At 63.1% G+C, this 18,986-nt stretch carries 16 protein-coding genes; 5 read left to right on the top strand and 11 right to left on the bottom strand.

All coding sequences use genetic code 11. From position 1 onward, the window contains the following. Nucleotides 1-16 precede the first annotated feature (16 nt). Nucleotides 17-1,912, top strand: coding sequence for an ABC-F family ATP-binding cassette domain-containing protein (locus B0919_RS13220; RefSeq protein ID WP_078012735.1), 1,896 nt, complete (start codon nt 17-19; stop codon nt 1,910-1,912). On the opposite strand, the gene B0919_RS13215 is transcribed toward B0919_RS13220, so the two are convergent. Continuing rightward, nucleotides 1,869-2,726 carry a hypothetical protein gene (locus B0919_RS13215; RefSeq protein WP_078012734.1) on the bottom strand — a complete coding sequence of 286 codons (858 nt, stop codon included), beginning with the start codon at nt 2,724-2,726 and terminating at the stop codon, nt 1,869-1,871. The two genes, B0919_RS13220 and B0919_RS13215, sit on opposite strands and share 44 nt — an antisense overlap. Before the next feature lie 239 nt (nt 2,727-2,965). On the opposite strand from B0919_RS13215, the gene B0919_RS13210 reads away from it, so the two are divergent. Continuing rightward, on the top strand, nt 2,966-3,490 hold the full coding sequence (locus tag B0919_RS13210; RefSeq protein WP_078012733.1) for a DUF2911 domain-containing protein: 525 nt from the start codon (nt 2,966-2,968) through the stop codon (nt 3,488-3,490). 79 nt (nt 3,491-3,569) lie between these two features. Here the strand turns inward: B0919_RS13210 and B0919_RS13205 are convergent, their stop codons facing one another. From B0919_RS13205 to B0919_RS13195, 3 genes are all read right to left on the bottom strand, one after another. After that, complete coding sequence (locus tag B0919_RS13205; RefSeq protein ID WP_078012732.1) at nt 3,570-4,403, bottom strand: hypothetical protein; 834 nt, start codon at nt 4,401-4,403, stop codon at nt 3,570-3,572. A gap of 130 nt (nt 4,404-4,533) precedes the next feature. Then, a complete protein-coding gene (locus tag B0919_RS13200) occupies nt 4,534-4,878 on the bottom strand; it encodes a DUF952 domain-containing protein (RefSeq protein ID WP_078012731.1) in 345 nt (114 codons plus the stop codon). A gap of 100 nt (nt 4,879-4,978) precedes the next feature. Next, entirely contained in the window at nt 4,979-5,356 is a 378-nt protein-coding gene (locus B0919_RS13195; protein WP_078012730.1) for a hypothetical protein, read from the bottom strand. Nucleotides 5,357-5,518: 162 nt separating this feature from the next. Between B0919_RS13195 and hppD the strand changes: the two genes are divergently transcribed. After that, nucleotides 5,519-6,652, top strand: a complete 1,134-nt coding sequence (hppD, locus tag B0919_RS13190) for a 4-hydroxyphenylpyruvate dioxygenase (protein WP_078012729.1) — start codon at nt 5,519-5,521, stop codon at nt 6,650-6,652. A 169-nt stretch (nt 6,653-6,821) separates the two neighbouring features. Here the strand turns inward: hppD and B0919_RS13185 are convergent, their stop codons facing one another. Next, nucleotides 6,822-8,525, bottom strand: a complete 1,704-nt coding sequence (locus B0919_RS13185; RefSeq protein ID WP_078012728.1) for a Hint domain-containing protein — start codon at nt 8,523-8,525, stop codon at nt 6,822-6,824. Nucleotides 8,526-8,738: 213 nt separating this feature from the next. Here B0919_RS13185 and B0919_RS13180 point away from each other — a divergent pair, with 213 nt between their 5' ends. Both B0919_RS13180 and B0919_RS13175 read left to right on the top strand, forming a co-directional pair. Next, on the top strand, nt 8,739-10,490 hold the full coding sequence (locus tag B0919_RS13180) for a phospho-sugar mutase (protein ID WP_078012727.1): 1,752 nt from the start codon (nt 8,739-8,741) through the stop codon (nt 10,488-10,490). A 232-nt stretch (nt 10,491-10,722) separates the two neighbouring features. Continuing rightward, nucleotides 10,723-11,220: a hypothetical protein gene (locus B0919_RS13175; protein ID WP_078012726.1), complete on the top strand. Its 498-nt coding sequence runs from the start codon at nt 10,723-10,725 to the stop codon at nt 11,218-11,220. A 2-nt stretch (nt 11,221-11,222) separates the two neighbouring features. Here the strand turns inward: B0919_RS13175 and B0919_RS13170 are convergent, their stop codons facing one another. The 6 genes from B0919_RS13170 to B0919_RS13145 form a co-directional block, all read right to left on the bottom strand. Further along, entirely contained in the window at nt 11,223-13,328 is a 2,106-nt protein-coding gene (locus B0919_RS13170) for a hypothetical protein (RefSeq protein ID WP_139362102.1), read from the bottom strand. 302 nt (nt 13,329-13,630) lie between these two features. Next, nucleotides 13,631-15,322 (bottom strand): ABC1 kinase family protein, encoded by a 1,692-nt coding sequence (locus B0919_RS13165; protein WP_078012724.1) that lies wholly within the window; start codon nt 15,320-15,322, stop codon nt 13,631-13,633. A gap of 42 nt (nt 15,323-15,364) precedes the next feature. Next, nucleotides 15,365-15,673: a hypothetical protein gene (locus tag B0919_RS13160; protein WP_139362101.1), complete on the bottom strand. Its 309-nt coding sequence runs from the start codon at nt 15,671-15,673 to the stop codon at nt 15,365-15,367. A 102-nt stretch (nt 15,674-15,775) separates the two neighbouring features. Continuing rightward, entirely contained in the window at nt 15,776-16,258 is a 483-nt protein-coding gene (locus B0919_RS13155) for a phasin family protein (RefSeq protein WP_078012722.1), read from the bottom strand. 176 nt (nt 16,259-16,434) lie between these two features. After that, entirely contained in the window at nt 16,435-17,424 is a 990-nt protein-coding gene (locus tag B0919_RS13150; protein WP_078012721.1) for an alpha/beta hydrolase, read from the bottom strand. Between the two features lie 347 nt (nt 17,425-17,771). Next, on the bottom strand, nt 17,772-18,923 hold the full coding sequence (locus B0919_RS13145) for a hypothetical protein (protein WP_254846572.1): 1,152 nt from the start codon (nt 18,921-18,923) through the stop codon (nt 17,772-17,774). Between the last annotated feature and the right edge of the window lie 63 nt (nt 18,924-18,986).

Here is an 18,986-nt window from a genome sequence, read left to right as displayed (position 1 = left end):
GGATTACCTTTGCGGCATGAATTTGCTGTCGGCTGAGAATATTTCGAAGAATTACGCGGACCGTTGGTTGTTCCGCGACCTGTCGTTTGGCTTGCAACAGGGCCAGCGCACGGCGCTGGTCGGCGTCAACGGCTCGGGCAAAACCACCCTGCTGCGCGTACTGGCCGGCCTGGAGCCGCCCGACTCGGGCCTGGTGAGCGTGCGCAACGGCGTACGCCTGGGCTTCCTGTCCCAGCAGCCCACCTTCGACGGTAACCTGACCGTGCAGCAAAGCATCTTCGCCGGCGAAAACGAGACACTGGCGGCCGTGCACGAGTACGAGCGACTGATGCTCAAGGGCGACGCCGCCGACCCCACCGAGTTGCAGCACGCCCTGCAGCGCATGGACGCCCTCGACGCCTGGGACTACGAGGCGCAGGTACGCCAGATCCTTGGCCAGCTCGGCATTCATGATCTGGAGCAGCGCGTGGGCACGCTCTCGGGTGGGCAGCAGAAGCGCGTGGCCCTGGCCCGCCTGCTCATCGAAGAGCCGGAAATCATCATCCTCGACGAGCCCACCAACCACCTCGACCTCGACACCATCGAGTGGCTGGAAAACCGCCTGGCCTCCCCCACCCTCACCCTGCTGATGGTAACCCACGACCGGTACTTCCTCGACCGCGTGGCCAACGAAATTGTGGAGCTGGACCGCGGCAGCGTGCACCGCTACCAAGGCAACTACGCCTACTTCGTAGAGAAGAAAGCGGAACGCGAGCTGATGGAAGTGGCCGAAGTGGAAAAGGCCCGCAACCTGCTGCGCAAGGAGCTGGAATGGATGCGCCGCCAGCCCCAGGCGCGCGGCACCAAGCAAAAGGCCCGCATCGAGGCCTTCTACGACACGCAGGAAAAGGCCAAGGGCCGCGGCCCGCAGCAGCAGGTGGAGCTGTCGGTAAAATCGACGCGCCAAGGCAACAAAGTGCTCGAAGCCAAGCACCTGATGAAGCGCTTCGGCGAGAAGAGCGTGCTCCACGACTTCAGCCACGTATTCCGCAAGCAGGAACGCCTGGGCATCGTGGGGCCGAACGGGGCCGGCAAAACCACCCTGCTCAATATCCTCACCCAGCGCCTGCAGCCCGACAGCGGCGAGGTGGAAGCCGGCCAGACCACCGTGTTTGGGTACTACACCCAGCAGGAGCTGCAGTTCACGGACGACCAGCGCGTTATCGACGTGGTGAAGGAAGTGGCCGAAGTGGTAGAAATGGCCGACGGCTCGGTGCTCACGGCCTCGCAGCTGCTACAGCACTTCCTGTTTCCGCCGGCCCAGCAGTACACGCTGGTCAGCAAGCTCAGCGGGGGCGAAAAACGCCGCCTGCAGCTGCTGCGCGTACTCATCAAGAACCCCAACTTTCTTATCCTTGACGAGCCCACGAACGACCTGGACATCGTGACGCTCAACATTCTGGAGGACTTCCTGCTCAACTTCGGCGGCTGCCTGGTACTCGTCTCGCACGACCGGTACTTCATGGACCGGCTGGTGGAGCAGCTGCTGGTGCTGGAGCCGGGCGGCCGCGTGCGCCTCTTCCCCGGCAACTACACCGACTACCGCCAGTACCTGAAGGACCAGCAGGCCGCCGAAGCAGCCGCAGCGGCTGCCAAAGCAGCCAAGACTGCGGCGTCGACCCCGGCGGCACCGGCTGCCGTAGCTCCCAGCAAAGCCCGCCGCGCTACGTTCGCCGAGAAAAAGGAGTACGAGCAGCTCGAAGCCGCCATTGCCAAGCTCGAAGACGAGAAAAAGCAGCTGGTCGAGCAGATGAACGGTGGCTCGGGCAGCCATCAGCAGCTCGCCGAGTGGGCCGCCCGCCTGCAGCAGGTGGACGACGAGCTGGACGCTAAGGGCGAACGGTGGCTGGAGCTGGCGGAACTGGTGGATTAAGCCCGGCCGGTGGCTGGACTGCCGGTACTACCACGGGCGTGCGGGCCACCGCCGGCTGGGTGCCGTCCATGCGGTAAGCGGTCTGCACAAAATCGGCGGCCAGCGCGTGCCCGTCAAGGGGTAACACCAGTTGCAGCTTATCGGCCGCGTAATACCAGGAGCGGAAGCGCACCCGGCCCTGCAGCGCGTAGCCGGGGTCGAGGGTGGTTTTGCGCAGCAGGGTCTGCTCGGCGTGACGAATGTCCTCGCGCAGGCTGGCGGCGCGCACGGCATGGTCGGTGCGCTCCTGCTCGTAGCGATTCATTTCGGCCTGGTAGGCGGCCTGGCGGGCGTTGTACTGCTCGGTGGTTTCCTTGCGCTTGTTGCTGCTCAGGTCCTGCACCACGCTGCTCACCGTGGAAAGCAGTTCCGCCGCGGGCACGGCTGTTGATTTCTGGGTGTGGTGCTCCGCCTCCTGGGTCATGGTCTGCAGGGCAGCTTCGGGGTCATCGGCCGTGACGCGTACCTGCGCCGGTGCCGTGGTTTTGGTGGCCGGAAAGCTGACCAGCACATAGAACTGCTCGGGCGCCACCAGCACCGGCCCGCGACTGGTATTGCGCACGGTCACGTCAAATTCTGTCCAGGGCCCGATGGTGGATACGACACCTACCTCGGCTTCGAGGCTGTCGGCGGCCATTACTACCATTTCGCGGCCGTTTACCCAGCGGGCCGCCTCGGTGGCAGGGCGCACCGTCACGTGGTACGAGGGCATGCAGCCGGTGGTCAATAGAGCTAGCAGCAGACTGCTGCCGAGCCAACGGGTAATGATGGGCATGATACTTAGGGAATAAGGAGGCGGTATCGGGCGGCAGCGCCGGCGAGGCGTGCAGCTGCGCGGGCCGAGGCAAAAAGTGTGCTAATTGGCCCAGCGCTGGCATTAGTAGCTGATTTTAGCCTCAGCGGCTTGTAGCCGACGTCCGTATTTTGCACTGCCTATTGACTTTAACCCAGCGGCGCGCAACCTTGTAGGCCCCACCGGGTTATGTAGACCACATTCCAAACTCCCTTACCTCCATGAAACACCTCCCCTCTTTCCGCTACTGGTTTCTGGCGTTGAGCCTGCTGCTGTTCGCCGGCCTGGCACACGCCCAACAAGACCCGGCGCAGCGCCCCAGCCCGCCAGCCACGGCCACGGGTAAGGCGGGCAAAGCCAACGTGACTATCAAGTACAGCAGCCCCGCCGTGAAGGGCCGCAAAATTTTCGGCGGGCTGGAGCCCTACGGCAAGGTGTGGCGCGCCGGCGCCAACGAAGCCACCACCGTGACCTTCGACCAGCCCGTGACGGTAGAAGGCAAGGCCCTGCCGGCCGGCACCTACGCCTTCTTCGTCATCCCCACGGAAAAAGAGTGGACCATCATCTTCAACAAAACGGCCAATCAGTGGGGTGCCTTCAAGTACGACGAGAAGCAGGACGCCCTGCGCGCCACGGTGATGCCCCGCAAAGCCGCTTCGCTGACCGAGCGGCTGGCGTACACGGTAGAAAGCCCCGGTTTCGTGCTGCGCTGGGAAAACGTGGAGCTGCCGGTAGCAGTGAAGTAACCTTCCGCCTGACCTCACCAAAAAGCCCCGCCGGAATAATCCGGCGGGGCTTTTTATCTTCGGTACGTCAGCTTCTGATTTAGCGCTGCCGGCTGGCCGGCGCGGCCCGCTTGGCCGGGGCCGACTGAGCCGTGGGCAGTTGGTGGCCATCGAGCCGGAAGCGTTGCTGGCTGAACTCAGCCGCTAGTTCGCGCCCGGCTACCGGCGTGACGACGCGCAGACGGGTAGCGGCGTCGGTGTAGCGCCGGAACCGCACGCGGCCGCGCAGGGCGTAGCCGGGAGCCACGGTGGTTTTGCGCAGCAGGTTGGCTTCCAGCTGCCGGGCTTCTTCCCGGGCCGAGGCCGCCTGCACGGCGTGGTTGGTGCGCTCCTGCTCGTAGCGGGCCACTTCGGCCTGCCGGTTGGTTTCGCGCGAGGTGCGCTGCTGCTCCGTTTCGCGGCGGCGCTTGCCGCTGAAGTCGTCAATCAGGTTGGCCAGCGACGAGAGCATTTCGCCCGCCGGCCGGGCCGTGGATTTCTGCTCGTGGTACTGCGCCTGCTGCTGCAGCGTCTGAATATTGCGCTCGGGGTTTTCGGCTTGCACGCGCAGCGGGGCGGTAGCTACCACCGTTCCGCCGGAGGTGGCGCCGTAGGCATCGAGGTAAAAGGTTTCCGGCGCTACCACTACGGGGCGGGTGCTGCGGTTTTGCACCGTCACGTCGAACTCCAGCCACTGCCCGGTAGTGGATACCACGCCCAGGCGCACATCCAGGCTGTCGGCCTTGCTGGCCACCACTTCCATTCCGTCGGACAGGCGCCCATTGGTAGCGGCCGGCTTCACCAGCACGAAGTACGAGGGGGCGCAGGCGCCCAGCAGCGCAAGCGAGCTGGCAGTGAGTGCGGTTTTGAAGAGACGAAGAGTAGAAAGGGGCATACGCGTTGAGCTAGGAAAGGCTCGTAAGAAACGATTATTCCCGCCCTAAATCAAGGCGTTACTGCCGGGCTTGGCCGCATATTTTTTTGCGGCCCGCGCTTTGGGCCGCAGCTTCGTTGATGGTCGCGGGCTACAGGGCCGGCGGCAGGGCAAAGCGGCCATCGGCGGCGGGCTGAAAGCCGAAGGTGCGCACCACGGCGCTGAGCGGAATCGGCTCGAACACGTGCGCAAAATGCTGCCCGCGGCTGGCAGCCCACTCACGCTTCACCTCTACGCCGGCCGCCAGCAGGGCCTGCTCGTCCAGCTCCAGCAGCAGCACGTCGCGGCGGCCGTGGTAGTACCGGTTCGCGGTTTCCACCCCCTGATACAGCTCGGACGTGTGAATGAAGCCTTCGGCCTGCAGGTCGGCGCTAGCAAAAAAGCCGGTTTGCTGGGCCTGCTGCCAATCGGCCTGATCGGCGACGCGGTAGAGCATGGGCAATAGGGTTAAATGGCCGGATGGCTAAATAGCTGGTCGTTCAGAGGAAGAGAACGATCAGTCATTTAGCCATCCGACTACTGGGCAATGCCGAAAATTATGCCTTCCAGAGCTCGTGCTGCTGGCCCTTGCTGGTGGTCAGCACGAAGCGTACGGGGTTGGGCAGCAGCACCAGGCGCACTTTGCCGGGGTACTTCTCCGAATCCACCCACACGCCGTCTTCGGTGGTGAGCTGGGGGCCGGCGGGCAGGTAAGCTGTGGGCAGCAGCACGTCGGTATCGGAGCTCAGGTCGCCGTGGACTTTCTCCAGGGCGGCTTCCAGAAACTCGCCGTACTCCTCGTTGAAGTCGTCTTCGAGGTCGTGCAGCTCTTCTTCCACGTCGTCGTAGCGGGCGTCGCTGTAGGCGAGTTGGTGCAGCTCGTGCTTTTTGGTGAGGAGGGCCGCCAGGGCCTTGTTCAGGGCGTTAGTATCCATAGGAGTAAGGGTTGACGGCCGGGTTGGGAACGGGCGGCAGCCAGAGCAAATTTGGGAAAGAATCAAGAAACTGTACAAGCCGGGCACGAATTAGCCCGAAACAGTATTTTTACGAAGACTTTCCCCCTTCCCGTTTCTTCCACCCAAAAATTAGTTCTGCGCATGGAAACGCTGACGCCGGCCGCTACCGCTGCCCCGCAAACCGCCGACTTCCTCCCCTTGAACGGCACCGACTTCATTGAGTTCTACGTCGGCAACGCCAAGCAGTCGGCCTACTACTACCAGGCTGCGTTCGGCTTTGAGCTGGTGGCCTATGCCGGCCCCGAAACGGGCGTGCGCGACCGGGCCAGCTACGTGCTGCAGCAAAACAAAATCCGCTTCGTGCTCACCACCTCGCTGCTGCCCGATTCGGAAATCACCCAGCACGTGGCCAAGCACGGCGACGGCGTGAAGGTAATGGCCCTGTGGGTGGACGACGCCCGCAAATCCTTCGAGGAAACGACCAAACGCGGCGCCAAGCCGGCTTTTGAGCCCTACACCGTTTCCGACGAACACGGCGAGGTGACCATGGCCGGCATCTACACCTACGGCGAAACCATCCACACCTTCGTGGAGCGCTCCAAGTACAACGGCCCCTTCCTGCCCGGCTTCGTGGCCAAGACCAGCAACATCCCGCAGGGCGCACCCGTGGGCCTGCAGTACGTGGACCACTGCGTGGGCAACGTGGGCTGGGGCCAGATGAACCAGTGGGTGAAGTTTTACGAGGACGTGATGGGCTTCAAGCTGCTCATCACCTTCGACGACGACGACATTTCCACCGAGTACTCGGCGCTGATGTCCAAGGTAGTGTCGAACGGCAACGGCTTCGTGAAATTCCCCATCAACGAGCCCGCCGAAGGCAAGAAAAAGTCGCAGATCGAGGAATACCTCGACTTCTACCACGACGCGGGCGTGCAGCACATGGCCCTCATCACCCACGATATCCGCCAGACGGTGACTGAGCTGCGCCGCCGCGGCGTGGAGTTCCTCACCGTACCCAGCACCTACTACGAGGACCTGCTGGAGCGCGTGGGCCACATCGATGAGGACCTGGAGAGCATCAAGCAACTGAACCTGCTGGTAGACCGCGACGAGGAAGGCTACCTGCTGCAGATTTTCACCAAACCGGTGGAAGACCGCCCCACCGTGTTCTACGAAATCATCCAGCGCAAAGGCGCCAAGAGCTTCGGCAAGGGCAACTTCAAGGCCCTGTTCGAAGCCATCGAGCGGGAGCAAGCCCTGCGCGGCAACCTGTAATCACGGATTTAGACGGATTCGTCGGATTGCACGGATTTTGTGGACGATTGTCGTTCACACAGAAAGGCCACGGCTTACGCCGTGGCCTTTTGGTTTTTAGTGCTGGAGCGCCGCGCAGAAGCGGTGGGTCCGCGCTTTTGCGAGTAGCGGCGCCAATAGACTCCGCTAGTTACTTCGAGCCGACCAGCAGACCGCCCACGAAGTAGTTGCCGGTTTCGGTGCGCAGGTTGTAGACGATGGGCGCGGTGCCGGCCGCCTGCCGGTCGCTGAGGTGCGTGGTTTCCACGGCAGTTTGGGCGCTGAGCTGCAACACGTCGTCGGAGGGGCGCAGCTCATCGGCGCGCAGCTGCTGGCCGTCGCGCGTCAGGATGGGATGGTTGGGCGTCATCGTTAGCTCGGTGGCGGGCTTGTAGGCGTGGCCGCCGGCGGGCAGCAGCCCGGCGTACACCTGCGGAGCGCCGATGGTCAGCTGCACCAGCGGATAGGCTTTGTCGTCGTGGATATCGAGGCGCACGACGCGGGTGGGCACCACGCGGCCCGTTTGGGCGTCGTAGCCCAGCACCACGTCGCCGGGGCGCACTTTGCTGATGCTCACTTCGCGGCCGTTGGGCAGGGCCACCCGGGCGTAGAGCGGGAAGCACACCAGTTCCTCGCACTTGAAGGGCTGGTCGTAAGCCGTCTTGAGGTCGAAATATTCCTTGTTTAAGTCGTAGATGGCGCTGCTGTAGCCCAGCAACTGCTGCACCTGACCGAGCATCAGCTGCTGCCCGCCGGCCAGGGTGCTCAGGAAGTTTTTCTCTTCGGGCCGCTGAATGTCGTCGCCGTAGTGAATCTTGGCCAGCTCGGCCTGGAAGGGTGCTACGCGGGCTTTCAGCAAGGTTTTCTGGGTATTCCACGCGGTGTTGAGCTGGGGCAGGTACTTGGTGAGCAGGTCGAGGCGGCGCTTAGTGAACTGATGGCCATGGTCGTAGATTTTGCGCTGGCCGGCACAGTCGCCCTCCCGGCCTTCCGGCAATTGCCGGGCCTGAGCGTGCTCCTGCTCCTTCAGGGCCTCCAGCTCCGTCTGCAACTGCTGTTGCACCCGCGTGAAAATATTGCCGCTCATCTCGGCGTTGAAGGCCTCCGCCATTTTGCTGCTGGCCTCCAGAGCCGGCGTGGCCACCAGCGGCGCCAGCTTGGCCGGGTGCTGATTGCCGCCGATGGCCTGCATCCGGGCCTCGCTCACGCCGTGCTTGCGCATGAACTGTTGCATGTAGGCATCCTGCTCCGCTTCCGATTTCTTTTCCCAGGCCGTGCGGAAGGCCGGGCTGCGCATCTGCTGCATGAAATCGGCCTGCGCGGCCTGCACCGCGGGGTCTGCGGCCATGCGCTGCTGCGCGCTGCCGGCCGGGGTCATCTGCGCCTGCATGAACCGGGCCTTTTCTGCGTCGCTCATTCTGGCAAACCGGGCCTGAAACGCCGGGTCCTGCATCTGCTGGGCCAGCTGCACTGCCTGGCCGTTGTAGCCCGGCGTGCCCGCGCCGTGCTGTTGCATATAAGCCAGCTTCTGCTGATCGGTCATCTTATCAAGCCCTGCCGCCTGGGCTTGCCGGCCCATGTGCAACTGGGCCTGTTCGTCGCGCTGCTGCTCAGCCGTGCGGCCGGAGCCGATGCCGACGGCCAGTTGGTTGAGCTGCTTGTCAAGCTCGGCGAAGGCGGCCGGACGCTTGAGCGCGGCATTGAACGCCGTGGGTGGGACGGGCACCTTGTCGAAAAGCGGCACCACATCGGTCTTGACGGGCTTCTGGGCGAAGGCCACCGCGAAGGGCAGCGCCACGAGCAGGGCGGCCAGCAGAAACATCAGCAGGCTGGCCAGACGGTGAATGGTTTTCATAGCGGGGTAAGCGGGAAAGGAAGGACGAAACGGCGGCGGAGCCTGTCCGCGGCGGCCAGCACCAACGCGGCCGCTAAGACGGCTGCAAGTGCGCGAAAAATCAGGCGCAGTTCAATCGCATGATAATGTGGCTCTTATCCAACCCCGTCTCCATCGTGTGCAAACTTCCGTTTTCTTTGGCGTAGAAAACCTTCCTTTTGACCTCCCGTGCTTATGGCTCTGTCCGCTGACGTTCAACAGAAGATCAATACCTGGCTTACCGGCAACTACGACGACGCCACCAAGGCCGAAATCACCCGCCTGCAAGCCGAAGGCGACGAAGAATCCCTCAACGACGCCTTTTACCGCGACCTGGAATTTGGTACCGGTGGGCTGCGCGGCGTGATGGGCGTGGGCTCGAACCGCATGAACCGCTACACCCTGGGCATGGCCACCCAGGGCCTATGCAACTACCTGCTGCAGAGCTTCCCCGGCCAGGAAATCAAGGTGGCCGTGGCCCACGACTCGCGCCTGAACTCGCGCGCCTTCGCCGAAACCGCCGCCGGCATTTTCTCGGCCAACGGCATTACCGTGTACCTCTTCGAAGACCTGCGCCCCACGCCGGAGCTGTCGTACACCATCCGTCACCTGGGCTGCCAGAGCGGCGTGGTTATCACGGCCTCGCACAACCCCAAGGAGTACAACGGCTACAAGGTGTACTGGAACGACGGCGCGCAGGTGGTGGCTCCGCACGACAAAAACATCATCCGCGAAGTCAACGCCATTCACAGCGTGGACGCGGTAAAGTTTGAGGCCGACGACGACCGGATTCACCTCATCGGTGCCGACGTCGACGATGCGTACCTGAGCCAGGTGCAGCAGCTGAGCATCAACCCTGCTGCCATTCAGCGCCAGCACGACCTGAAAATCGTGTACACGCCCATCCACGGCACCGGCATTACCATGGTGCCGCCCGCGCTGAAGCGTTTCGGCTTCACCAACGTGAGCATCGTGGAGGAGCAGGCCACGCCCGACGGCAACTTCCCGACGGTAAAATCGCCGAACCCGGAGGAAAAAGTGGCCATGCAGATGGCCCTGGACAAGGCCAAGCAGCTTGATGCGGACCTCGTCATTGCCACCGACCCGGACTCCGACCGCGTGGGCATCGGCGTGAAAAACGCGCTGGGCGAATGGGTGCTCGTCAACGGCAACCAGACGGCCGCGCTGCTGACGCACTACCTCGTGTCGGCGCGCCAGCGAGCCGGCAAGCTCAACACCGAGAAGGACTACATCGTCTACACCATCGTGACCAGCGACGTGCTCGGCGACGTGGCCCGGCACCACGGCATCCGCTCGTTCCAGACCCTGACGGGCTTCAAGTACATTGCCGGCGTTATCCGCGAGCTGGAAGCCCAGAACGACGGGCAGTACTATATCGGCGGCGGCGAGGAAAGCTACGGCTACATGATCGGGGACTTCGTGCGCGACAAGGACGCAGTATCCGCCTGCTGCCTGATTGCCGAAATGGCTGCCGTGGCCAAGGACCAGGGCCGCACGCTCTACGAAGAAATGGAGCAGATGTACCGCACCTATGGCCTTTACAAGGAAGACCTCATTTCGCTGACCAAGAAGGGCCAGCGCGGCGCCGAGGAAATCCAGGAAATGATGGCCGAGCTGCGCCAGAACCCGCCCGCCTCGCTCGGCGGCTCGCCCGTGGTGCAGCTGCTCGATTACCAGCAGAGCCAGGCCCGCGACCTGCGCACCGGCGAAACAACGCCGCTCAGCTACGAGAAGTCCAACGTGCTGCAGTTCCTGACCGAGGACGGCTCCAAAGTATCGGCCCGCCCCTCCGGCACCGAGCCCAAGATCAAGTTTTACTTCAGCCTGAAGCAACCCAACTTCGGCGCCGGTGCTTCCTTTGAGGAAGCACTAAGCGGGCTGGACCGCCGCATCAAGCAGATTATCCAGGAGATGCAGCTGCAGTAAACGCGGGTACACAAAAGCAAAGAGGCTGGAAGTTTTTCCAGCCTCTTTGCTTTTATTGCCAGAGCGAAATACGCTTATAAACGTTAGTGGTAAACTTGCTTACCACTACTGTCAGCGAGTGCAAAACGGTATACATGCTAAGTAACCTAGTTTACAAGTTGCTATGCCATATGATTGCTTATAACCATCAGGTTATAACTGATCTTCCCTACTTGTAATAAGCTCACGTACTATGCGCTACGAAGTCCGCACCTCGTCCCACTCCTTCTGGGCCGGTTTGCCGGTGCTGCTTTTCGGCTTGCTGTGCTTGCTGGCTTATTCCAGCTGGATTGGTAGCGCCCCTGGTCTTATCATCGGTACTGCCATTGCCACGAGTTACCGCGCTATTGAGCTGGAGCCGGCGCGCCGACGTTACCGTAATTTCACGTGGGTGCTGGGCTGGCACGCGGGAACGTGGGAGCCGCTGCCGCCCACAACGCGCGTGGTGCTCAAGCCGCACTCCGATACCATCGTGTACGCCGCCAGCCACTGCGGCCGCTACGGTACCGAAAGCTACATTTCCAGTTCCGGCCGCTACGAGCACCTAACCTTGCTGCTATCGGTGCCCAATTCCATCATTGGGGAGGTGATGGAAGAATTCCCGCTTGTCCAGCGCCGCCGCGCCATTGCCGTAGGGCAAGAGCTGGCGGAGGCACTGGGCGTGCCGTTGCTGATCCTGGAAGGCGTGTAGGCCTACAGTCGCACCCCGATACCGGGCCCGAACATCAGGAACGGTTGCTTTTTGTTGAGCAGGTAGCCCCCGCCGAGGTAGAGCGGGAAGGTGAGTTTGGCCTCTCGCCGGGTGGGGTACACCGAGCCCAGAATCACAAAGCCCAGGTCGCGGCTGGTGTTGGTGTTGCTCAGGTTGAAGGCGTTCAGCGCCACGAAGCCTGCCCCGACTTTGTAGGGCCGCAGGCGGTTGATTTTCTCGGGGTTGTAGAAGCTAAACTGCGCCAGCGTGGCCAGCGAAATGCCGCCGAACTCGGTGTAGCTCGTCTCGCCGGCGCGCTTGGTAAGCAGGCCGCCGGGAAAGCTCACGTCGATATCGAATTTGAACTTGCGCTTGAGCACCAGCTCCACCACCTGCGTAAAGCCCGCGTCGCTGTACTGCGCGGCCTGGTGCTTCACCGTCACGATGATGCGGCTCCAGTCGTCGAGGTCGTAGGTTTTGCGGCCCAGCAACGCGTTCAGGCTCAGCGGGTCGGTCCGGCACTGCTTGTCCTGGTAGAACACCGCCCGCGGGGAGTTGTCGCCCGGGCAGATGACCACGTTGTCTACGTTGCGGATTTCCACCAGCTCGCCCTTGCTGTTGATGGTGCGGATTTCGAAGCTCAGAAACTGCTTGCCGTACAGCGCATTGTCGGAGTCGATGCCGTTGGCGTTGAAGTTGAACACCACGTCGCGGATGGTGCTGCCGTAGAGCACGGGGCCGTTCAGGCGCGTAATCGGGCGGGCCGTTTCGCCGTAGCTTACCGTGATGAAATCGAGGGGGTGCGGGCGCTGAAATTCGCGCACGCTCAGGGCGAAGCCCGTGGGCTGCCCGGCGTTCAGGATGCTGCTCTTGCGCTTGTCGAAGGTGGTGGGCACCTGCACGCGCAGCACCACACGAGCGTCGGTGCGGATGGACGAGTCGGAGGGAATCACCGGCAGGTCCTCGAAGTGGAAGCGGGCTTTCTGCAGCCCCTCCCCTTCCAGGCGCACGTCCACCGTTTCGCCGGGGCTCACGCTCAACGACGAGGTCCAGTCGCCGCCGCGGTGCAGCACCTGCACGCCGGTGATGGTGGTTTTGGGCGTGATGTCGAGGTTGGTGACGTACAGGGCCTGGTCGTTCTGCTTCAGGTAGAGGTAGCCCTCGGTCTGGCGGTGCGTGTTGAAGGGACGCAGGTAGCAGAGCACCCGGTCGTTGGTGAGGTACTGGCGCGTAAACAACTCGGCAATGAGCGCCCCGCCGGGCTCTTCCTGGTCTTCCACGCGGTAAGTGCGGCGCAGGTCGAAGGCCCGGCCGTTGTCGAGGATCAGCTCCACGCCGCGGCGCCGGCTGTTTTCGTCCAGTGTCACCATGCGTTTATCCGGCGTGAGGAAGCGCAGGCGCGAGGCCTTCACGGTGAAATCCTGGCGCACGGCGGGCAGCTGGTAGCTGAGCTTGCCGCCGCTCTGCAGCATGGGCCGCTCGCTCTGCAGCTTTACGGTGAGGGTGTGGCGGCCGAGCTGCTTGGGCAGCACGTGCAGGCGCAGCATGCCGTTGGTTTCGCGCACCACCTGGTAGTCGAAGTCGTCGGTGCGCACCCACTCGCCGGTGGCGCGCACGTTGCGCGGGTTGGAGCTGTTCAGGGCCAGCACTTTCTCTTCGCCCACGAACAGCTCATCGTCGGGGGCGCGCAGGCTGACGGTGGTGTAGGCCACGGGCAGCAGCGGTACCACGTCGCGCAGGGTTTCCTCGGCGGTGGCACCGGGCTGCTCCACCACCAGGCGGATAAACTGGCTGCTGGTCAGGTCCTGGAACTTGAGGCGGGTGCGCCAGGCGCCGTCGGGCTCCCGGGTGAGCGAGTCGAGCTGCTGAAAATCGGCCGAGCGGCGCAGGCGCAAAGGTTTGTCGCCGGCAATGCGTTCGGGGTAGAGCCGCAGCTCCACCGTTTCGTCGTCGCGCCGGAACCAGAAAAACAGGGTCGGCTCGCCTTGCACAACTACAGTGTGGCGGCTGAGCTGGTAAGTAGCCGTGTCGGTGCGCAGGCTTACATCGCGCAACAATGGTACCTGCGCCTGCGCATTGCCCACACCAAACCAGAGCAGGACGGCCAACGCGCCCAGCAATCGAAAAATCCTAGAAATTCCCACGGTGCAAAAATAGACCAGGGAGTTGAGGGATTCTTCGGTTTGCGCGGATTTTGGGTTGATTGCGCCGGTTCACTGGCAGTCATTGCGAGCGAAGCGCGATAATCCTTCCTCTCACGGCACCAACGCCTCAACTGGCAGCAACGCCGCCCGAAACCTGAGTTACTAAGTTTCGGGCGGGACCGTTTTCAGTCTGGGGAAATTGCATCGGCGGTGCTACTAGAGGAACGATTGCCGCGCTCTGCTCACAATGACTGCCAGTGCTGCCGTTATTGTTTCTCCTTCCGAATCGTCAGAATAAAGAGCACCAGCAGCCAGAAAGCCGTGGCGCCCAGGCCCCACCACGTCACGGCGGGCAAGCCGCGGAAATAGGGCATTTGGCCCGCTGGGTAATGCCCGAGCAGCGTCAGGCCCGAAAACAGCAGGAACGCCACCGCCAGCAGCGTAATGATGGTGCGCGACACCAGCCGCTCGGCCGTGCGCAGCAGCGGCAGGTAGCCGCTCAGCTGGGCCTGCACGCGCAAGTCGCCCTTCGAGAGCTTGCGTACGATCTGGCGCAGGTCCGTCGGCAGGGTGTACATCAGGGCCAGCAGCTGCTGCCCGGTGTACTGCAGCTCGGTAGTCACGTTCGACACCGAATACTGCTCCAGAATGAGCCGGCGGCCATAGGGGCGCACAAACTCGAAGGTGTTGAAGGCCGGGTGCAGCACCTTGCCGATGCCTTCCAGAATGACCAGCGCCCGCAGAATCAGGAACACCGAGCCCGGCACCTGCAGCTTGTAGCGGTAGATGATGGTTTGCAGGCGCTCGGCCAGCGCACTCATGCTCATTTCCTTCACGTCGAGGCCGGTGAAGTCGTCGATGAGCTGCTGCAGATCGGCCTCGAAGGCGCGCATGTCGCGGATGTCGGCCGTGAGGGCCAGGCGGCGGAAGTTCAGGGCCATGCCGCGCGCGTCCTGCTGGCTCATGCTGATGAATACCCCCGCGAAGGCGTACTTCTGCTGCTTGGTGAGGCGGCCCACCATACCGAAGTCGATGAGCACGATGGTGCCGTCGGGGCGCACGAGCACGTTGCCGGGGTGCGGGTCGGCGTGAAAGATGCCGAACTCGAAAATCTGGGTCAGGTAAATGTCCATCCCCGTTTCGGCCACCGTGGCGGGGCTCAGATTCCAGCGCTGCAGCTGCTCCTTGTCGGTAATCTTGCAGCCGTTGATGTACTCGATGACCAGCACCCGGCTGGTGCTCAGCTCGCGGTAGGGCTTGGGCACGTAGAAGGTCTGGTACTCGGCGTAGAGCTTGCGAAACTGCTCCATGGCCCGCCCCTCCGAGGTATAGTCCAGCTCGGCCATCATGCTGCGCTCGAAGGCGTCCACGATGTCCTGCGGGTTGCTCAGGCCCTGCTTGCGCAGGTAGCCGCCGGTCAGGCGCACCAACTCGCGCAGCAGCGTGAGGTCGGTGGTGATTTTGTCGCGGGCGTCGGGGCGCTGCACCTTCACCACCACGTCGGTGCCATCAAGCAGCCGCGCCTGGTGCACCTGCCCGATGGAGGCCGAGCCCAGCGGCACGTCCTCGAACTCGCTGAACACCTCTTCCAGCGGCAGTCCGATTTCGGCCTGGATGATGCGCTTGGCCTCGGCCGTGGCAAAGGGCGGCACCGAACTCTGCAGCTTGGCAAACTCGTCGACCAGCTCCTGGGGCAGCAAATCGGCGCGGTTGCTGAGCACCTGGGCCAGCTTCACAAAGGTGGGGCCCAGCTCCTCGATGACCATGCGCACCCGCTCCCAACGCGACATCTCAAACACGGGTTTGCCCTCGGGCCCATGCTGCCAGGTGCGCCGACGCTGGCGCGGCACCAGCCGGCGCAGCGCCGTGGTGGTTACCGCGTCCTCAAAGCCGTAGCGCAGCAGCACCTCCACCACTTGGCGGATGCGCCCTAGGTTATTCATCGTGTTCTTGAACATTGCTGGCAAGTTAGGCCGCAGGCTGAGTTTGTAAGTAAAATTCTAGTTTGCTCGCGCCTGGCGTAGTTGCTGCTCATACGCGGCGGCTTCCGCGGGCAGCTTCAGGCGCCGGGCCACTTCCGCCAGCAGTTCCCAGAAGAGCGGCGGCACCGGCGTCAGGGCCGCCGCTAGCTCCGCCAAGTCCTCCATGGCAAGCGCCCACTCGTGCTGCGCTACAAACTCTAGATAGCTCGCCGCCACCTGAGCGTACGAGCGAGTGGAGTCGGGAAGCAGCTGAGTCGCTGCGGGCGGCGCGGGCAACTGCAGATAAGCGGCCTGCAGCAGACGAGCTACTGGGTGCGGGCGAAACATCCTTTCTAATAAGGCATTGAGCATAACAAAATCACCTAACGAAAAAGCCAGCCCCGCTGCGCACGGCAGGCGGGGCTGGCTCTAAGCTAATGCGCGGAGCGCTTAGGCGTTGCCGCCTTCGGCCGGGCTGTCGGCTGAGCCGTTGGCGCTGGCTTTCTTGGCGCTGCCGCCTTTGCTGCCAGCGGCCGATTTCTTTGCGGCAGTCGAAGCGGCACCGGTAGCTTTGGTGGTAGCCTTAGCCGCGGTTTTGGCGCCGTCGGCCGCCGAGGCAGCAGCCGATGACGAGCCGGCTTTCTTAGCGCTGCCGCCCGAGCCTTTCACCGTGCGCTTCAGCTCTTCCACGTCGGCGCTCGAGGCCACGCCCATGCCCTTCATCACGCGCTTGGCGATGCTGTTGATCTGGGTTTCGAACTCTTTGCGCTTGGTGTCGGTGTTTTTCTGCAGCGACTTCAGAATTTGTTCGCCCTCCTTCTGGGAGAGTTTGTTTTCCTGCACCAGCTGGTTGATGGTGTCCTGCACCCGGTCGTTGGTACGCGAAACGAACCCAACGCCGGCATAGATGAATTTCTTAAACAGATCTTCCATGGGAGGGAAAAAGTGAAAGTGGTGAGAAACCGGCGCGGCAGGCCCGGGAAGCAAGAAGTAGTATGCATGCCGACTACCTGACACAAACCTACGAAAAGCTAAATATTCCGGGATGCTTGACTGCCAATTTTTTGCAGAAAATTCATCCGTCGCCGCAGCGGGGCGGGCCAGGTTCTTTACGCGGCTAATCGGCTACGGTTCAGCGCGCGTTTGGCACCAGCCGCCGGTCGGCAAACCGCGGCCACCTGCCGGGCCGATGCCTGGGCCTGCCATACGCTTTGGGCAAAGTCTGCCGCGCGCTGCAGGGCTTGCCGCGCCTCCGGCACGGTGCGCCAAAACAGGTGCCACCAGTGCACCAAGCCCTGAAACTGCTGCACCGTGACGGGCACCCCGGCAGCCCGCGCCCGCGCCGCCAAAGCGAGGGTATCGGTGTAGAGCAGTTCCCCGTCGGATACCTGCAGCAGCAAGGGCGGCAGCTGGTGCAGCTCGGCGTAGAGCGGAGAAAGCAGCGGGTTGGTCAGCGGCGTGGCGCCGGCGTACTGCTGGCCCCAGGCGCGAATTTCGAGGGCTTCCACCAGGCCCGCTTCGCTCGTTGCTGCGCTTGCGGCACCGGGCGGCAGAGCCAGGTCCGTCCAGGGCGAAAAGCACAGGGCCGCGGCGGGCAGGGCCTGGCCGGCGTCGCGCAGGTGCACGAGCAGGGCCAGTACTAGTCCGCCGCCGGCCGAGTCGCCGGCCAGCAGGATATCTTCGGGTCGGTAGCCTTGCGCCAATAGCCACTGCCAAGCAGCCAAGGCGTCTTCCAGCGCGGCCGGGAACGGATTTTCGGGGGCTTTGCGGTAATCGGCCGAGAGGGCGCGCAGGCCGCTGCGCTGCGCCAGCGCGCCGATAAAGCCGCGGTGCGTATTCAGGGAGCCCATGACGTAAGCGCCGCCGTGCAGGTACAGCAGCACGCGCTGCTCATCGGCCCCTTCCGGCTCTATCCACTCAGCCACGATGCCCTCGGCCGGGTCGACGCGCTCGAAGTGCACGCCCCAGGGCATGAACTGCAGCAGCGTGCTCAGCTCCAGCCCCAGCCGCAGCGTGTTGATTGCCGGTCGGCGGCGGGCAATAGGCCCCGCGGCCGCCGACAGGAGGCGTTTGACGAGTTCGTGCTGAAAGGAAGGCATGGGTGGGGAGGCGGGGAAGGGAGCCCGGCTGAATGGGAAAACGCAGGGGCTCAGAGCGGATGGCGGACTTTCCTATAACGGCAGGCCCGACGGAAGAGTTGAAATATAGGAGCCTGCGGGGTTGGTTGTACCAGCTCGACAATTAATCTGCAGCCAGTACAAAAAGGCCGTGGTTTAGTCCGAACCCGTCTATCCCACGCAGCTTCAGCTGCCGCACGAATTCTATATCGACCGTCTGCCCACGGCAGACGGACTACCTTTTCGACTTCGCCGATTGGTACTACCCACACCTGCGCCGCACCAGCTCAGCTGGAGCATCCAGAGGCTAACGCCTTAGGCGGGCGGTTTCAGCCTTGCCCCGGCAGCTTCTCCCCTATCCGGTGCTTGCGGTAGCCGCGAATGGCCACCGGAATCAGCCCGAGCACCGGAATAAAGAAACTGAGCACGAACGGATTGCGCCATATCAGCCGCAGCGTGGTGCCAAAGCCGCTGAGCCGCAGGCGGTACTTGGGCCCGTACTTGGCGTAGCCGCGCGCAAACTCATGGAAGAGCAGCGGCCAGAACGGGGGTAAAAAGAAGGGGAAGAAGTGCCAGTTTTCCTTCATGCGCTGCCACAGCTCGCCCCAGCGGTAGGGCTTCTGGCCGTGCTTGGCTACAGCGTCGTTCAGCTCCTGCTGCATCTGTCCCTGCACGCGCTCGGTCAGGGCCACGAAGTCTTCGCGCGTCAGCTCCTCAAAGGGGCGGTCCGTCCAGTCGGCGGGGCGCAGGCGGCTGCCGAGTACGAAGGTGAGCTTGGCCGGAAACGCCATGTAGAACACCCAGGGCTGCAGGATGATACCGATCAGCAGCCAGGTGACGGGCAGAAACGGAATGCCGATTTTGCGCACCCATTTGTTGATCCACTCGAAGCTATAGGCGCCTGGGTTAAGGTACTCGCCGTTGACGGTGGAGAAGAGCACCAGGTCGGTTTTGTGCTGAATGCTGAGCCGGACGATGCTGCTGGCCAGGCGCTGCAGCTGGTACTTACGGTTGAACCCCTTCCCGATGCCCGGCACCCCCTCGGGGTAGAGCATCAGGTTGTAGTCGTTGTAGTACATCATCGTCTCGAAGTTCAGCGTGGTGGCGTCCACGCAGCCGGCGCGCTTCCAGAAGTTGGGTAGCAGGAAGGGGTTCATCAGCACCGACTGCGAGAGCAGCGGCGCCGAGAGCGGCCGCAGCATGTCGTTGGGCCGGGGCACGGTACGGTACAGGTGCGCCAGGGCCACGATGGCGTCCCAGGGGAAAGCCATGCCCGAGTGGTTCGAGCAAAAAATCAGCGGCCGGTCGGGGTTGTTGCGCTGCGGGTAGTTCTCCAGAAAGCCCACCAGCTCAGAGCGAAACCACACCCGATCGAGCAACTGCAGCACGTTCTCGTCGATGGCCCGCACGAACTCTTCGTCGTAGTAATCCGAGTAGATGTGCTGGTTGGCAACGATGGCCGCCGGGGGCGACTGAGGCAATGAAGCGGCAGAGACGGGAGCCGGGGGCATGAGCGGGAAAACGGCGGGTAGGCGGAGGAGTTT

It is taken from the genome of Hymenobacter sp. CRA2 (assembly GCF_002007105.1).
Taxonomy (GTDB): domain Bacteria; phylum Bacteroidota; class Bacteroidia; order Cytophagales; family Hymenobacteraceae; genus Solirubrum.
The sequence above is the reverse complement of the archived record's forward strand: the minus strand, read 5'-3'. Positions and strand labels throughout refer to the sequence as shown.

Excerpts from the sequence above, each read along its gene's own strand:
- B0919_RS13220 (WP_078012735.1), top strand. The coding sequence starts at position 17 with ATGAATTTGCTGTCGGCTGAGAATATTTCGAAGAATTACGCGGACCGT.
- B0919_RS13215 (WP_078012734.1), bottom strand. The coding sequence starts at position 2,726 with ATGCCCATCATTACCCGTTGGCTCGGCAGCAGTCTGCTGCTAGCTCTA.
- B0919_RS13210 (WP_078012733.1), top strand. The coding sequence starts at position 2,966 with ATGAAACACCTCCCCTCTTTCCGCTACTGGTTTCTGGCGTTGAGCCTG.
- B0919_RS13205 (WP_078012732.1), bottom strand. The coding sequence starts at position 4,403 with ATGCCCCTTTCTACTCTTCGTCTCTTCAAAACCGCACTCACTGCCAGC.
- B0919_RS13200 (WP_078012731.1), bottom strand. The coding sequence starts at position 4,878 with ATGCTCTACCGCGTCGCCGATCAGGCCGATTGGCAGCAGGCCCAGCAA.
- B0919_RS13195 (WP_078012730.1), bottom strand. The coding sequence starts at position 5,356 with ATGGATACTAACGCCCTGAACAAGGCCCTGGCGGCCCTCCTCACCAAA.
- hppD (WP_078012729.1), top strand. The coding sequence starts at position 5,519 with ATGGAAACGCTGACGCCGGCCGCTACCGCTGCCCCGCAAACCGCCGAC.
- B0919_RS13185 (WP_078012728.1), bottom strand. The coding sequence starts at position 8,525 with ATGAAAACCATTCACCGTCTGGCCAGCCTGCTGATGTTTCTGCTGGCC.
- B0919_RS13180 (WP_078012727.1), top strand. The coding sequence starts at position 8,739 with ATGGCTCTGTCCGCTGACGTTCAACAGAAGATCAATACCTGGCTTACC.
- B0919_RS13175 (WP_078012726.1), top strand. The coding sequence starts at position 10,723 with ATGCGCTACGAAGTCCGCACCTCGTCCCACTCCTTCTGGGCCGGTTTG.
- B0919_RS13165 (WP_078012724.1), bottom strand. The coding sequence starts at position 15,322 with ATGTTCAAGAACACGATGAATAACCTAGGGCGCATCCGCCAAGTGGTG.
- B0919_RS13160 (WP_139362101.1), bottom strand. The coding sequence starts at position 15,673 with ATGTTTCGCCCGCACCCAGTAGCTCGTCTGCTGCAGGCCGCTTATCTG.
- B0919_RS13155 (WP_078012722.1), bottom strand. The coding sequence starts at position 16,258 with ATGGAAGATCTGTTTAAGAAATTCATCTATGCCGGCGTTGGGTTCGTT.
- B0919_RS13150 (WP_078012721.1), bottom strand. The coding sequence starts at position 17,424 with ATGCCTTCCTTTCAGCACGAACTCGTCAAACGCCTCCTGTCGGCGGCC.